Below are 13,446 nucleotides of genomic sequence, written 5' to 3'. Positions count from 1 at the left end.
AAACCCCTGGCGCGGGATGGAGCAGCCCGGTAGCTCGTCAGGCTCATAACCTGAAGGTCGCAGGTTCAAATCCTGCTCCCGCAACCAACGATATCTGCAAACACAGCCTCGCATCCGCGAGGCTGTTTGCGTTCGGGCAAGTTCGGCCTTCCAAAGCGCTGAAATGCGACGACAAAGCCCCGCAGTCATCTCTGTGGCGTTCGCTGGTTTTGGCAATGCCGATTGCCCTCACACCGGCCTCGACACGTGGCGCCCCCAAAGCGCGATGAGCTCGGTAGGGGAGGGGGCTTTCGGCAGATCCGCAAGGTCAGGATGGGCTGAAACCACCACGGAGCTTCAGGCTCTTCGTTCCCAACCACCTTGGAGGGGCGGCTGCGGCGCCGTAGCCGCGAATGAACTTGCTGAGCTCTTGGGGCGGTCCCTCTGTCGACGCGCTCCGTGCGCCGCCGATGAAACGACCAGCCCCGCGGTGGCCCCATCCGTAAGGCAAATGCTGGTGAAGGAATGCTCACGGACAGGAGCTCCGAGGCGTCCGCTATGCGGACAAAGCTGCCGCTCACGGGCGCGCCGTCCTCGGTCGCCGTCTCTCGGTAACCCAACCACCGGCAAGCGGTGCCCCACGACGCACAATCAGGCCGTCTTCAGGACGATTTTGCCTCGCGCACGCCCGGCTTCGGACAGGTCCAGGGCCTCCCTGACCTCGGTCAGGCCAAATGTCCGTTCGACATGCGGCGTGACCTTCCCGGCGCCCACAAGCGCGCAGATCCGGGCGAGGGTGTCCGCACTCGGGACCGTGAAGGCGCGCTTCACCGTGACGCCATGACGCTCCGCCTCATCGCCATTGGGGAAGGCGACCACTGTCACCATTGCGCCACCCGGGCGCAGCGTCGTGAGTGTGCGCTGGAACGTCTCGGCACCGACGGTGTCGAGAACCACATCCATGTCGTGGACCGCTTCCTCGACCCGGCATTTGGTATAGTCGACGACCGCATCGGCCCCCAATCCCCGGACGAAGTCGATGTTGCGGGTGGAGCAAACGGCGGTGACATGCGCCCCGGCGGCCTTGGCAAGCTGGACCGCGAGCGACCCCACGCCGCCCGACGCACCGGTGATCAGCAGGCGCTGGCCCGCGGCGAGGCCGGCCTCATCGAACATCGCCTGCCAGGCCGTGGTGCCGGCAAGGGGAAGGGCTGCCGCCTCCTCGACGCTGAGCCCCTCTGGTTTGCAGACGATATTCGCCGCGGGGACCGTGAGATACTCCGAGAAAGCGCCGGTCTTCACCATGCCGCAGACCGCGTCACCTTGGGAGAAGCCGGCGACATTCGTGCCGGTCCGTTCGACGACGCCGACGAACTCGCTTCCCAGCCGGATCGGAAGCGTCATCCCCATGCGGGCGCCGGCGCCGTTGCGGATCTTCCAGTCGACGGGGTTGACCCCTGCCGCGAGGACCCGGACGAGCACCTCGCCGGCTTGCGGAACCGGGATCTCCACCTCGGCGAGTTGGACCACAGTGTTAGAGCCATATTCTTCGATGAGTGTCGTAAGCATTTCGGGAGTCTTCCGTCTTGGGATGCGCTGCCGGGAGTGCTATCAGGTTCGTTCATCGATATGCGGCCAACAGGTATCGCTGACATGCCAACCGCGACCGTGGACGTGACGCTGCACAGGGTTCTGAAACGGCGTGCGGAGGCACTGCCGGAGCATGCGCATGATCAGGCGCAGCTGACGTTCGTGACCTCCGGCATGGTCCAGTTGCGGACCGAGCGCGGCGTCTGGCTTCTGCCACCGCAACTGGCAGCCTGGGTGCCGCCGGGCATGCCGCATCGGCTGGAGATCCTGACCAATGCGGAGCTGCTCGTGGTGCTCTGGTCCCCCGCCGCCCTGCGCGCCGCAAAGCCGGACGACTTTCCCGAGGACGACTTCGTGTCGCCCGTGTCACCGCTGTTGCGCAGCCTGCTGGAGGCGCTTGCCGCGGCTGACCTGGTATCGGAGCGGGGCAGGATCATGCTCGGGTTGGTGTTGCATGAGCTTCGGTGCGTGGCGCAGGCCCCGACCTATCTGCCCATGCCCGCAAGCGAGATCGGGCTGCGGGTGGCAGAGATCGCCCTTGGCGACCACCGCAATCAACTGCCGCTCGAGACTCTGGCCTCTCGCGCCGCCACCTCCGTGCGCACGGCCAGCCGCCGGTTTCCGGAGGAGACCGGAATGACGTTGAAGGCCTGGCGGCAGCGCGCCCGCATCCTCTGGGCGGTGGCGGAACTCGGGCGCGACAAGGCCATCTCGCAGGTCGCCCGAGAAACCGGCTTTGCGAGCACCGCGGCGTTCTCCCATGCGTTTCGGCAGGTCATGTCGCAGACGCCGAGCGAGTTTCTCGCATCATATCAGCAGCACGAAAGTATGTTGTGAAGGATCACTGATGCAGTGCGTCGGTGGGTTGGACGGGCGGATTCCGACCGCCCCGTCCGGCCTCAGTTCTCGGGTGTCAGCTCAGGTGAGCCTTGAACCAGTCGATCGTGCGCGACCAGGCGAGCTCGGCCGCCGCCTTGTCGTAGCGAGGCGTGGAGTCGTTGTGGAAGCCGTGGTTGGCGCCTTCGTAGATGTAGGCCTCGTAGAGCTTGCCCGCGGCGTCGAGCGCCTCCTTGTAGGCCGGCCAGCCAGCGTTGACCCGCTCGTCGAGCCCGCCGTAATGCAGCAGGACCGGCGCGTTGATCCGGGGGACGTCCTCGGCCGCGGGCTGACGGCCGTAGAAGGGGACCGCCGCGCCAAGCTCGGGATAGGCCACCGCCGCGGCATTCGCGACGCCACCGCCATAACAGAAGCCGGTGATGCCGACCTTGCCGGTAACCTCGTCCTGCGCCATCAGGAATTCGACCGCCGCGAAGAAGTCGTTCATCAGCTTGGTGCCGTCCACCTGCTGCTGCAGCGTACGGCCGGCCTCGTCATTGCCCGGATAGCCGCCCATGGGGGTCAGGCCGTCCGGAGCCATCGCGATGAAGCCCGCCTTGGCGAGCCTGCGCGCGACGTCCTGGATGTAGGGGTTCAGGCCGCGGTTCTCGTGCACGACCACGACGCCGGGGGCCGGGGAGGAGCCGGCGGGGCGGACGTAATAGGCCCGCATCTCGCCATGGCCGTTCGGCGAGGGGTAGGTGATCCAGGTCGCGGTGATGTCGGGGTCGTTGAAGCTGACCTGCTCGGCCAGCGCATAGTCCGGACTCATCATCGACAGTATCGCCGCCGCCGTCAGACCGCCTACGGTGAAGCGCGCCGCGCGGTCGAGGAACTCGCGCTTGGTAATGATGCCGTGGGCATAGAAGTCGTAAAGCTCGAGCAGCTCGGGGCTGAAGTCCTTGGCGGTCAGTCGGGGCTCGGTATTCATCATGGCTCCTTCCACAATGCCGGGAGACGCGCGGCGCGTCGGTGCGCTGCCTTCGGCAGGGGATACAGAAGAAAATCTTGCCGTCAGCACTGACGTCAAGTGTTCAAACACGAGCGGTGAGGCGCTCGCTGAGCCGGTCCGTGGTTGCACGCGGCCCAACGAGGGCGACAGGAAGGCCCCGCCGGACATTGGCGCTGCGGCCCGTCAGGGTGGGCCCGGGCGCCTCAAGTCCACTTCAGGTCCGGATCTGGGACCCCAACCTTACCCCGTCCACGGCATCCGGCAGCGCGATCGAATAGATCGCGTAGGGGGGAGCAGCATTGTCCCCTGCCTCCGCCAACGGCACCTTCACAGGCACGTAGAACGTCCGATCCTTGATGAACCCGCCATCGGGACGGACAAGGCGCTCGTCTTCAAGGAGTGTGACGGTCTTGCCTTCGGGTGAGCGCACCTCCAGCCGGTTGGTGGTCGTCTCGCAGAAGTAGAAGTTCCCGAGGTCGTCCATCGCGGACCCGCCCGAGAAGGGCATCGCCCCCATGTTCTGCACATGCTCGGCCAGGGCCTCCTCGGAAAGCGAGACGTCGCGCAACGCCTTCGTGCGGACCCTCCAGAGCGGCCTCGTCGGCGAAGCCCAGTAGAGCCATTTGCCATCCGCGGTCAGCTCGATCAGATCGCTGTTCGGCGGATGGAAGGTGGCATCGCCCTTCACATGGGCCAGCACCGCCGGAATATGCGCGTCGGGATCGGCCATGGTGACTTTGACGCCGCTCAGCCGACGCAGCGATTTTCCGGTCGCGAGGTCATGCACAATGAGGCCGCCCAGCCCTGAATCCGCGATATAGAGGAGGTCGCCATGCCGCCGAAGGTCGTTCATCTGCCCGCCCACCGGCAGGATCGTCTCGTCGAAGCGCAGGATGCGCAGAACCTCTCCTGACAGGTCGAGCTGAACGATCTTCTGCGCGCCCGGCTGGGGCACGGCGAGGTCCGGACCGAAGACACCGGCACTCAGCGCGCCTTGGTCGACGCACCAGATCGTGTCGTCGCCGAAGACATGCACGGAGTTGAGGTAGACGAAGCGTTCGGCGCCGTCCTTGCCGGGGGCCCAGTCGTTCCAGTCATTGCCGGGGAATGGCCGGAGCACGCCATCGGCCTCGCACCTGGCCAGCGCCGGGCTGAGCTTGTCCTTCGCGTAGCGCGGAAGCCCGAGGAAGAAGGTCCCGTCGGAAGTCACCGCGACCTGATTGGCCATCCATGGCGATCGCAGGGCGACATGCGCCTCGACGTGCGCACCGGCTTGCTCCGCGCGTCCGGCTCTGGCCCCGACAAGGGGGAGCGCGACTGCCGATGCCATCGCCGCCAGCAGGCGACGTCGTTTCATGGTCATTCCCTTGTCCCTCCGGAGAACCCGTTCCTTGTGCTGTCTTGCGCGTCCTGCACGCTTGCGATCCGGATCAGCGCCTTGCCGGAGAAGTCCCGATTTCGGAGAGCCCGCAGGTGGCTGGGCAGGTCTTCGAAGGCGCGGACCACGACGGGCTCCGCGACCAGGCGGCCACTCTCGAGGCCATCGAAGATCCCGGTCGCGGCCGATCGCAGCGCGCGCCAGTCCAGGGCGTCTCCATGGACATGCAGCGCCCCGAGGGCGACCTCGTGGAGCGAGATGCATCGCCCGAAGGCCTCACTGCCCCAGCCGGAAACGCGGCCCTGAATGCAGACGAGATGGCCGTTGGCACGCAGCTGTGGAAAGAGGCCCGCCGCGGCCTCCGGGCCGCGCAGGTCGATGGCGGCGGCAAAGGCCGCGGGCGGTAGCTCGGCGTTCCAGGGCAGGACCGCCGCACCATAGCCGGCCAGACGCTCGTGGTGACGGGGGTGGCATTGCGCAGTCACCTCCCAGCCAGCTTGCAAGGCCATCTGGACAAGATAGCCGCCCACGCCACCGCCGGCCCCGGCAATGAGGAGCGTGCCCTGGCGCACTGGCAGCTTCGACAGGGCGAGCCAGGCCGTCAGGGCCGGACAGGGCACCGTAGCGGCGGTCTCGAGATCGAGCGCGGCAGGCACAGGCAGCAGAGCCCGCGCCGCGACCGGAGTGACCTCGGCAAAACTGCCCGGACCACCCAGCCAGGTGTGATAGGCGACGCGCTGGCCGATCCAGGCCAGGGGCACCCCGTCGCCGACCGCGATCACCCTGCCCGCGCCGTCACAACCCGGCACTTTTCCCGGCTGCCACGAAGCGCTGCCCAGCACTTTCCAGTCGACGGGATTGAGGCCGATGACGTCGTTTTGCACCAGCACCTCGCCCGGACCGGGGCCCGCCACGGGACGCTCGGCCAGAACGAGGTCGAGGGGATCCTTGCCCTGCACCCATGTCCAGGCGCGATAGCGTTGCAAGGCGTCAGCCTTTTGCATCTTCGGCCCTCGCAGCCAGGAGCAGCGCCGCGACCTTGCGCCCGGTGCTGGTGGCCGATTGCGGGTTCTGACTCGTCACCAGGCGGCCATCGACGGCGGTGGTATCGGTCCAGTCCGGGCCGGGTTGCATCTCGGCCCCCAGCTCGGCGAGGCGCATCGACAGAAGGAACGGCACGACGCTCTCCAGCCCGACGGCGTGCTCCTCCGCATCGGTGAAGGCCGCGACCTTGCGGCCCCTCACCAGCGGCGAGCCATCCGACAGCGTGACATTGGTCAGCGCCGCGGGGCCGTGGCAGACGGCGCCAACCACGCCGCCCTGCTCCCAGATCGCGCGGGTCACGCCGTTGACGGCCTGCGATCCGGGGAAATCCCAGACCGCCCCGTGCCCCCCGGCGAAGAAGATCGCGCTGTAGGCGGCCGGATCGACATCGGCCAGCTTCTGCGTCGACCGGATTGCGGCCCGGAACAGCGGATCGGCCCAGAACTGCGCATTGACCGCATCCTCGAGGTCCAGCCCGTCGACCGGCGGTGCGCCGCCGTCGATCGAGGCGAAGGCCACCGGCAGATCCGCCGCCAGGAACTCCGTCAGCGGATGGGTGACTTCCGACAGATAGAACCCCGTTGGCCCGTGCCCGGCCTTGTCGCCATGTGAGGTCATCACGATCAGGATCGGTTTCATGCGGTTGCTCCTTCTGGGGAGTAGCACGGCCAGTCGGTATAGCCCCGCGCGTCACCGCCGTAATAGGCATCGGGGTCGGCCGGGGTCAGCGGCCAGCCGTGGCGCATTCGCTCCACCAGATCGGGGTTCGAGGTGAAGGGTGCCCCGAAGGCTGCGATGTCGATCAGCCCGGCACCGATCATCTCGTTGGCGCGCGCCAGATCCATTCCACCTGCTAGGATCAGCACGCCGCCATAGCTCTCGCGGAACCTTTGCAGGAAGCCCGGCGGCATCGCCGGTGCCCCGCGGCTGGCCTGATCCATGATGTGGACGAAGGCCAGGCCGCGGTGGTCGAGCTCGGCGGCGAGCGTAAGGAAGGTGTCCTCCTCACCCTCGAAGTCACCCAGTTCGTGCAGCCGCCCGAAGGGCGACAGGCGGATGCCGACCCTGTCCGCGCCAATCCGCGCGACGCAGGCATCCACCACTTCCAGGGCGAAGCGGATGCGGTTCTCGACCGACTGGCTGCCGTAGCGGTCGGTCCGGTCGTTGACCGCACCATTGAGGAACTGCTCGATCAGATAGCCATTGGCGCCATGGATCTCGACCCCGTCGAAGCCGGCCGCCACCGCGTTTTTGGCAGCTTCCGCGAAATCACCGACGACGCGGGCGATTTCGCCGGTCTCCAGCGGTCGCGGTTTCGAGGCGGTGACGAAGCCGGGCGTGCCGTCCTCGGTGAGGCCGAAGGCCGAGGAGTTCGCGGCCTGCTGGCCCGTCGCGCTGACCGGGGCCGCGCCACCGGGTTGCAACGAGACATGGCTCATCCGGCCCACATGCCAGATCTGGGTGAAGATCGCCGCCCCCTGGTCATGCACGGCCTCGGTCACCGGCCTCCAGGCCGCGACCTGCTCGGGCGACCACAGGCCGGGGCAATCGACGAAGCCCGAGCCTTCGGGCGAGATCACCGTGCCCTCGGTCACGATCAGCCCGGCGCCGGCCCGCTGCGCGTAATAGCGCGCGGTCTCGGCGGTGGGCAGGTTGCGGGGGCTGCGCGCGCGGGTCATCGGGGCCATCGCCGCGCGGTTTTTCAGGAGGCGTCCGCCAAGGCGCAGCGTGTCGAAGAGATCTGCCATGGGACCCTCAGTTGTAGGCGCCGGCCGAGTAGGTCAGCTCGTAGCTGTGCGAGTAGAGCTCGAAGACGATGCCGAAGGGATCTTCGACATAGACCATGCGGTAGGGCTTCTCGCCGGGGAAATATTCGCGCACCGGCATCCGCTGCTTGCCGCCGGCGGCGATGATGCGGGCCAGCAGCCCCTCCAGGTCCGGGTCCTGGATCGCGAAGTGGAACAGGCCCACCTGTCGGTAGGGCAGATTGTTCTCCGGCTTGTAGCTCTTCGGGAATTCGAACAACTCGAAGCCGATCCGGTCGGCGGTCGAAAGATGGGCGATGCGGAACTTGCCCCAGCCCGGGCCGAAGACGTCGTCGCACATCACGCCGATGTCGCTGTCGTCCTGCGCGATCTCGGTCGGCTCCATGATGACATAAAAGCCCATGACATCGCGGTAGAAGGCAACGGCCGCATCGAGGTCGGGCACCGAGAGGCCGATGTGGGAGAAGGTGCGCGGGGTGGTCTTGGTCATGGAATTCTCCTGTGGCGTTGCGGGAGATATGGATTGGCCAATCCTTGGCATCCAATTATCATTCGTGCTCATGTTGATAACGAAACGGATGCGCTGATGTTGAACGCGGCCTGGCTGGAGACCTTCGCCACGCTTTGCGACGTCGGGCATTTCACCCGAGCGGCAGCGGCGCTGAACATGACCCAGCCCGGCGTCAGCCAGCATGTGAAGAAGCTCGAGGCGCAGCTGGGCCAGCCGCTGCTCACGCGTGACGGCAAGAGCTTCCTGCTGACCCCGGCGGGCGAGTCCCTGCTGGCCATCGCGCGACGGCGACGTGCGGAGGAAAGCGCGCTCCGGGGTGAGCTGCAGCACGACGATCCGAGCTGCGGAGAGGTGTCTGTCGCCTGCTCCGGCTCGCTCGCGCTGCTGCTCTATCCGCGTTTCATGGAGCTGATGGCCACGGCCCCCGATCTGTCGATCCTGCTCGAGGCGATGCCGCAGCCGCGGGTGCTCGAAGGCGTTTTGGCGGGGCGCTTCGACCTCGGCATCGTCGACCACTCCCCGACCCACGCGCGGCTGGAGGGAGAAAGCGTGGGGGAGGACGAGCTGTGTCTGCTCCTGCCTGCGGAACGCGCCGTGCCCGCCAGTTTCGCGCAGCTCGATGCGCTCGGCTTCATCGCCCATCCCGACGGCTTCGCCTATGCGGACGAGCTTCTGGGCGCGAACTTCCCCGACGCACATCCCGGCGCCGACCGGCTGCGGCAACGCAGCTTCATCAACCAGATCGGCCAGATCCCCGAGCCCGTGCTGCGCGGCCTGGGCTATACGATCCTGCCTCGCAGCGGCCTTGACGCCCATCCCGGCCGGGACCGCCTGCGGGTGATGCCGCTTCCGGTCCCGATCAGGCATGCGCTCTGGCTGATCCAGCGGCGCAATCGCAGCCTCCCGGCGCGAACCCGGCGGCTGCGCGCCGAGATTGCAGAGGTCCTCGCCGCGCTCTGAAGCGGTCGGCGAGGACCGAGCCCGTCAGGCCTTTGCCGCCCGAACAGCCGCAACGAGGCCGATCAGCCAGTCCTGGTGACCGTTGATCATCGGGTTCGGCACGGCCTTGGCCAGCTCCTTCGCCGGCGCGCCGTTCTGCGTCTCCTGGGTCAGGATCCGCACCCGCCCCTCCGACAAATCCTCGATCAGCCAGGCGTGATGCACGTCCAGGCGGTCCGCAGCCCCCGGCTCGCCCGACCAGCCATGCCAGGCGATGCGCGCGGGCTGGCCCTTGACCGGCGGCACGCATTCGACAATGCGCGCCGGGACCGGAAATCCGAAGGTTCGGAAGAAGAACCTGTCACCAATGCCCAGCTCGGGGCCCTTGCCGTCGTGGATCTCCACATCCGCCGCATTGGCGTAATACTCCGGCCAGCGGGACGGGATGGCGAGGAACGGCCAGATCTCGGCGGCGCTCAGCCCGGTGACGATCACCTCGTTGGAACAGAAATTGTCGGTGAAGCCGGGGACGAAGCCCTCGGGCCAGAGAATGTCGGACATGGGTCACTCCTGTGTGTGGAACGCTGGAGATCTGGCCGCCCGCCTGATATAAGTCCAATCGCCAATCCTGACATCAGATATTTCCGTGGCTGATATTCGGACCTTCGACCTCAATCTCCTGCGCACCCTGTCGGCCCTGCTCGAGACCCGTTCGGTCAGTCGCGCGGCCGACAGGCTGGGCGTGACGCAGCCGGCGGTGAGCGGGATGCTGGCGCGGCTGCGCGAGGCGTTCGGCGATCCCCTGTTCGTGCGCACCCAGCGCGGCATGCTGCCGACGCCGCAGGCAGAGACCCTGGCGCCGCAGCTCGCCCAGGTGCTGGCTGGGATGGAGGCGCTGCTGCACCCCGGCGCATTCGATCCCGCCCGGGCCACGCTGACCCTGCGGATCGCGGCGACGGATTATGCGCAACGCGCCGTGCTCCTGCCGTTCCTCGGCCGGCTTCGCCGCGAGGCGCCGGGCGTGCGTCTCTCGGTGCGCCCCGTGGCTGCGGGTTTTGCGCGCCAGCTGGCGGAGGGCGATCTCGACATGGCGCTGGTCACGCCGGAGATGGCGCCCGGTTCGCTGAAGGCGCGCAGGCTGTTCGACGAGACCTATGTGACGCTCCTGCGCGCGGATCATCCACTTCGCGCGGACGTCACGACGCTCGACGGCTTTTGCGCGCTCGACCATGCGATCATGTCCCACGATGGCTCCGCCTTCGCCGGCCCGACCGATGCCGCGTTGGAGAAATTGGGGCGCCGCCGCAGGGTCGTGGTGAGCGTGCCGAATTTCACGGTCCTGATCGACCTGATTCGCCGCTCGGAGGTGATTGCCCTCGTGCCATCCCGGCTCGCGGCGGCTGAGCCCGGTGTCCTTGCCCTGCCCCCGCCCCTGAAGGTCGAAGGCTTCCGGAAGATCCTGACCTGGCACGACCGCCTGCATCACGATCCAGCCCAGAAATGGTTTCGGGACAAGATGGCCGAAAGCCTGTCGGGATAACCTGGGGCCCGAAGGGAAGGGCATGTCATCCGACCGGCGACTGGTGCGCAGAAGTCGGGCGATAAGCATCGCGCGCTCCTGGGCGTTGGAGCTGGCACCGATCAGGATAACTGTGAATGTCTTTGCCCGCGGCCCGACCGAACTTTTCCGCGAAGACAATGCGCCCGCAGCGACGGCGAGGCACGCTATCTCTCTGACTTGCCGATGGGAGGGTTCGGCAGGCCTGCCGAGGTCACCGCGAAAATCGCTGTCTTACTGTCGGAGGAGGCCGGCTTCATGAGAGGGCAGACGCTCTTCGTCGATGGCGGGGCCTCGCTCGAGACGCGGGCTTTGCGTGAGGTCGAAGACAACTCTGGTGCGAACCATTGGTGCTCCACTGCAGGAGGATCAGATGACCGCTAAGGGCTCGAAGCGGCCAAGGAGCTTGACGAGAAAGCCCCAGGGTGCGTGGCTGGCTCCGAGGGCCTTCACATCAGCATTTATCTCAGGGGCTGGGCGGTCGTAATCCGCTTGATGGGAGAGCCGGGCGATCAGGCGAGCTGGATGTCGAGCGTGAGGCCGCCGTTGCCGTCGGGTGTGAGCACGACCTGCCGGATGATGCCTTTCAGCAGCCGATTAGCTTCGATCCGGGTTCCGTCTGCCCCCGCAGAGAGCAACTCGCCCAAGCGGCTGATCTGTTTGCGGTAAGCCGNTGCCGTCGGGTGTGAGCACGACCTGCCGGATGATGCCTTTCAGCAGCCGATTAGCTTCGATCCGGGTTCCGTCTGCCCCCGCAGAGAGCAACTCGCCCAAGCGGCTGATCTGTTTGCGGTAAGCCGAGGCCAGTTCCTCGGGGGAGGGGAGTGGTATTGCCCGGTCTCCGGCCGGAAGGGCTTCCAGCGCCAAGCGCACCTGCTCACGCTCGACTTCCCTCTCCTTCAGCCGCTCGATCAGGGCGGTGGAGCCGCCATCTTCGAGCAGGCCGACCAGGCGCGCGATCGCGGTCGCGGTGTCCTTCAGCTTGCGCTCCAGTGCCGCACGCTCACCGCCGGCCTGGACGGCGTAGTCGCTGAAGGTTCGCTGTGCTTCCTGCGCAAAGGCCGTCGCAAGCTCGGTGTCATCGAGCGGCGCGCGAAGAACGGAGAGGACTTCGGCTTCAAGCTCGGGCCGCCCGATCTTGCGGCTGTTCTCGCACATTGTGGCGCCTCGGCTCTTGCGGTTGAAGCAGCCGTAGCGCCGATCGACCATCGAGAACGGCCCGCCGCAGCAGCCGCAGGTCAGCAGTCCCGCCAGCAGGTACTTCGGCCGGTGCGTGTCGTTCAGCTGCGCGCCGTCGCGGGCGTAGAGCTTGCGCGTCTCTTCGAGCCGGGTGTGCACGCGGTTCCAGAGCGCATCCGGGATGATCTGCAGCTCCGGCACATCGCACTCGATGAGGTGTTCGCGGTCCGCCGGTCGCGAGACCCGCTTGCCGTTCTCGTCACGGTACCACTGGTTCTGGCCGTAGCGCACGATCCCGACATAGGAGACGTTCCTGAGGATGCCGCTATCCTTCTTGGCATCGCCGCGGATGGTGCTGTCGCACCAGGTGCGGCCCGAAGGGGAGGGGATGCCCTCTGCATTCAGCGCGGCGGCGATCTTGTAGGGCGACTGACCGGCGGCATAGTCGCGGAAGATCCGCTGCACGATGGCCGCGGCATCCTCGGCGATCTCGCGATTGCACTCGTTCTTGGGCCTGTGCACCACCCGGTAGCCATAGCCGAGGCCGGCGGCGACCCGACCGCGGCTGGTGGTGCCGACACCGCCGCGATAGGTCTTGATGCCGATCTCGCGGCTCTGGAACTCCGCGATCGCTGCCAGGAACGGCACCAGCTTCCAGTCGAAGAGGCCGCCTGGGCTGTAGAGGCGAAGACCCATGCCTTCCAGCCTTGCGCAGACGGTTGTGACATCGCCGGCGCGGCGGCCGATCCGCTCAAGGCCTTCAACGAAGATGGCGGCGATGTCGCCCCGCGCGACCCGTTCCAGCAGGGCCATGATGCCGGGTCGGCTGCGCAGGAGGGTGCGCCCGGTCATCGCGTGATCCGAGAACTCCGCGACGAGCTGGTAGCCGGCACGTTCGGCCGCCAGCCGGTTCAAGGCGTGCTGGTCTTCGCAGGATTGGTCGTTCTGCTGGGAGTCCGAATAGCGCGCGTAGCTGATCGCCAGAGGCACGGCGGGCGTCGTGTCGGCGTCGGCGCGGAAATGTGCCGTGCGAAGAAGATTGCGGGTGGTGGCGGTCATTGGTTGGCGGCCTTCTGGGAAAGTTCGGCGACATAGGCGCGCGCCATCAGCTGCGCGAGCGGGCGTAGCAGATGCGCGGCGGTGGTGGGCTGGACGGGATTGCCGTTCGCTGCGGTGAGCGTGAGCGTGAGCGGGAGGGGGTTGGTCATGGACGTGCCTTCGCGGGTTGCTGGCGGTGTCCAGTCCAAGTGAAACCGTCTCCCGAAGTGCAGAAACGCCGGGAGACAGATTTTTTAGAGCCGCGCAGAGGTCACGCGGCCAGCCGGGACGTTCTGCCGTAGATCAACTGGTGCAGCCGGTCGGGGTCATCTCTCGCGATCACCATCGCCGCGCCGGACAGGGTCATCGGCTTGCCGTTGATCAGCTGCCGCTCGCCCGGCATGCCCGTGAGCATGCAGCGGTCCTGCGTGCTGAGGCCGAACCACTTGGCGATCCCTTCGGCCCGCGCGCGACCTGCACCCGGGCCGCTGGCGACGAGGAGCAGGTTTGGCTCGTACTGCGTGATCAGCAGCGCAAGGATCTGCGGTCGGAGAGGCTTGTCTTCTGCCGTCAGGCTCGCGAAGCCGGTGACGGCCGCGACCAGCGGGCTCAGCCAGCCCAGCGGGCAAGCTTCCA

The 13,446-nt window shown here is 67.0% G+C and carries 15 protein-coding genes and 1 tRNA gene; 5 read left to right on the top strand and 11 right to left on the bottom strand.

The annotated features are described in order from the left end of the window. Positions 1-10 precede the first annotated feature (10 nt). Positions 11-87 (top strand) — tRNA-Met (locus V8J36_RS22485). A 543-nt stretch (positions 88-630) separates the two neighbouring features. Here the strand turns inward: V8J36_RS22485 and V8J36_RS22480 are convergent. Then, positions 631-1,548 carry an NADP-dependent oxidoreductase gene (locus V8J36_RS22480; RefSeq protein ID WP_336469556.1) on the bottom strand — a complete coding sequence of 306 codons (918 nt, stop codon included), beginning with the start codon at positions 1,546-1,548 and terminating at the stop codon, positions 631-633. Between the two features lie 84 nt (positions 1,549-1,632). Between V8J36_RS22480 and V8J36_RS22475 the strand changes: the two genes are divergently transcribed. After that, complete coding sequence (locus tag V8J36_RS22475; RefSeq protein WP_336469555.1) at positions 1,633-2,406, top strand: AraC family transcriptional regulator; 774 nt, start codon at positions 1,633-1,635, stop codon at positions 2,404-2,406. Positions 2,407-2,482: 76 nt separating this feature from the next. On the opposite strand, the gene yghX is transcribed toward V8J36_RS22475, so the two are convergent. The 6 genes from yghX to V8J36_RS22445 all read right to left on the bottom strand — a co-directional run bounded on the left by yghX (position 2,483) and on the right by V8J36_RS22445 (position 8,075). Continuing rightward, a complete protein-coding gene (gene yghX, locus V8J36_RS22470; RefSeq protein WP_336469554.1) occupies positions 2,483-3,376 on the bottom strand; it encodes a YghX family hydrolase in 894 nt (297 codons plus the stop codon). A gap of 235 nt (positions 3,377-3,611) precedes the next feature. Then, the gene (locus V8J36_RS22465; protein WP_336469553.1) at positions 3,612-4,760 is read right to left on the bottom strand and encodes an L-dopachrome tautomerase-related protein; all 1,149 of its coding nucleotides are present in this window, start codon (positions 4,758-4,760) and stop codon (positions 3,612-3,614) included. Continuing rightward, positions 4,757-5,779 (bottom strand): alcohol dehydrogenase catalytic domain-containing protein, encoded by a 1,023-nt coding sequence (locus V8J36_RS22460; protein ID WP_336469552.1) that lies wholly within the window; start codon positions 5,777-5,779, stop codon positions 4,757-4,759. Before V8J36_RS22460 ends, V8J36_RS22465 begins: the two co-directional genes overlap by 4 nt. Next, complete coding sequence (locus V8J36_RS22455; protein ID WP_336469551.1) at positions 5,766-6,458, bottom strand: type 1 glutamine amidotransferase domain-containing protein; 693 nt, start codon at positions 6,456-6,458, stop codon at positions 5,766-5,768. Before V8J36_RS22455 ends, V8J36_RS22460 begins: the two co-directional genes overlap by 14 nt. After that, on the bottom strand, positions 6,455-7,567 hold the full coding sequence (locus V8J36_RS22450) for an alkene reductase (protein ID WP_336469550.1): 1,113 nt from the start codon (positions 7,565-7,567) through the stop codon (positions 6,455-6,457). Before V8J36_RS22450 ends, V8J36_RS22455 begins: the two co-directional genes overlap by 4 nt. 7 nt (positions 7,568-7,574) lie before the next feature. Then, positions 7,575-8,075, bottom strand: coding sequence for a lactoylglutathione lyase family protein (locus tag V8J36_RS22445; RefSeq protein ID WP_336469549.1), 501 nt, complete (start codon positions 8,073-8,075; stop codon positions 7,575-7,577). Positions 8,076-8,171: 96 nt separating this feature from the next. Here V8J36_RS22445 and V8J36_RS22440 point away from each other — a divergent pair, with 96 nt between their 5' ends. Continuing rightward, positions 8,172-9,056, top strand: coding sequence for a LysR family transcriptional regulator (locus V8J36_RS22440; RefSeq protein WP_336469557.1), 885 nt, complete (start codon positions 8,172-8,174; stop codon positions 9,054-9,056). 24 nt (positions 9,057-9,080) lie between these two features. Here V8J36_RS22440 and V8J36_RS22435 read toward each other — a convergent pair whose 3' ends face one another. Then, a complete protein-coding gene (locus V8J36_RS22435) occupies positions 9,081-9,596 on the bottom strand; it encodes an SRPBCC domain-containing protein (RefSeq protein WP_336469548.1) in 516 nt (171 codons plus the stop codon). Between the two features lie 85 nt (positions 9,597-9,681). On the opposite strand from V8J36_RS22435, the gene V8J36_RS22430 reads away from it, so the two are divergent. Together V8J36_RS22430 and V8J36_RS22945 are read left to right on the top strand one after the other, a co-directional pair. Continuing rightward, the gene (locus V8J36_RS22430; protein ID WP_336469547.1) at positions 9,682-10,575 is read left to right on the top strand and encodes a LysR family transcriptional regulator; all 894 of its coding nucleotides are present in this window, start codon (positions 9,682-9,684) and stop codon (positions 10,573-10,575) included. A 27-nt stretch (positions 10,576-10,602) separates the two neighbouring features. Then, positions 10,603-10,977 (top strand): SDR family oxidoreductase, encoded by a 375-nt coding sequence (locus tag V8J36_RS22945; RefSeq protein WP_442902534.1) that lies wholly within the window; start codon positions 10,603-10,605, stop codon positions 10,975-10,977. A gap of 213 nt (positions 10,978-11,190) precedes the next feature. Here the strand turns inward: V8J36_RS22945 and V8J36_RS22425 are convergent, their stop codons facing one another. From V8J36_RS22425 to V8J36_RS22415, 3 genes are all read right to left on the bottom strand, one after another. Further along, entirely contained in the window at positions 11,191-12,831 is a 1,641-nt protein-coding gene (locus tag V8J36_RS22425) for a recombinase family protein (protein ID WP_336469546.1), read from the bottom strand. Further along, positions 12,828-12,980, bottom strand: coding sequence for a hypothetical protein (locus V8J36_RS22420; protein ID WP_336469545.1), 153 nt, complete (start codon positions 12,978-12,980; stop codon positions 12,828-12,830). The genes V8J36_RS22425 and V8J36_RS22420 overlap by 4 nt, the downstream gene beginning before the upstream one ends. Positions 12,981-13,081: 101 nt before the next feature. After that, positions 13,082-13,446: hypothetical protein (locus V8J36_RS22415; RefSeq protein WP_336469544.1), on the bottom strand; the 365-nt coding region annotated here is incomplete at its 5' end.

This window comes from Frigidibacter sp. MR17.14, assembly GCF_037095735.1.
Taxonomy (GTDB): domain Bacteria; phylum Pseudomonadota; class Alphaproteobacteria; order Rhodobacterales; family Rhodobacteraceae; genus Frigidibacter.
This window is presented reverse-complemented; position numbering and strand designations above follow the sequence as displayed.

What these genes read in the sequence shown, in the direction of transcription:
- V8J36_RS22480 (WP_336469556.1), bottom strand. Translation starts at nt 1,548, where the DNA reads ATGCTTACGACACTCATCGAAGAATATGGCTCTAACACTGTGGTCCAA.
- V8J36_RS22475 (WP_336469555.1), top strand. Translation starts at nt 1,633, where the DNA reads ATGCCAACCGCGACCGTGGACGTGACGCTGCACAGGGTTCTGAAACGG.
- yghX (WP_336469554.1), bottom strand. Translation starts at nt 3,376, where the DNA reads ATGAATACCGAGCCCCGACTGACCGCCAAGGACTTCAGCCCCGAGCTG.
- V8J36_RS22465 (WP_336469553.1), bottom strand. Translation starts at nt 4,760, where the DNA reads ATGACCATGAAACGACGTCGCCTGCTGGCGGCGATGGCATCGGCAGTC.
- V8J36_RS22460 (WP_336469552.1), bottom strand. Translation starts at nt 5,779, where the DNA reads ATGCAAAAGGCTGACGCCTTGCAACGCTATCGCGCCTGGACATGGGTG.
- V8J36_RS22455 (WP_336469551.1), bottom strand. Translation starts at nt 6,458, where the DNA reads ATGAAACCGATCCTGATCGTGATGACCTCACATGGCGACAAGGCCGGG.
- V8J36_RS22450 (WP_336469550.1), bottom strand. Translation starts at nt 7,567, where the DNA reads ATGGCAGATCTCTTCGACACGCTGCGCCTTGGCGGACGCCTCCTGAAA.
- V8J36_RS22445 (WP_336469549.1), bottom strand. Translation starts at nt 8,075, where the DNA reads ATGACCAAGACCACCCCGCGCACCTTCTCCCACATCGGCCTCTCGGTG.
- V8J36_RS22440 (WP_336469557.1), top strand. Translation starts at nt 8,172, where the DNA reads ATGTTGAACGCGGCCTGGCTGGAGACCTTCGCCACGCTTTGCGACGTC.
- V8J36_RS22435 (WP_336469548.1), bottom strand. Translation starts at nt 9,596, where the DNA reads ATGTCCGACATTCTCTGGCCCGAGGGCTTCGTCCCCGGCTTCACCGAC.
- V8J36_RS22420 (WP_336469545.1), bottom strand. Translation starts at nt 12,980, where the DNA reads ATGACCAACCCCCTCCCGCTCACGCTCACGCTCACCGCAGCGAACGGC.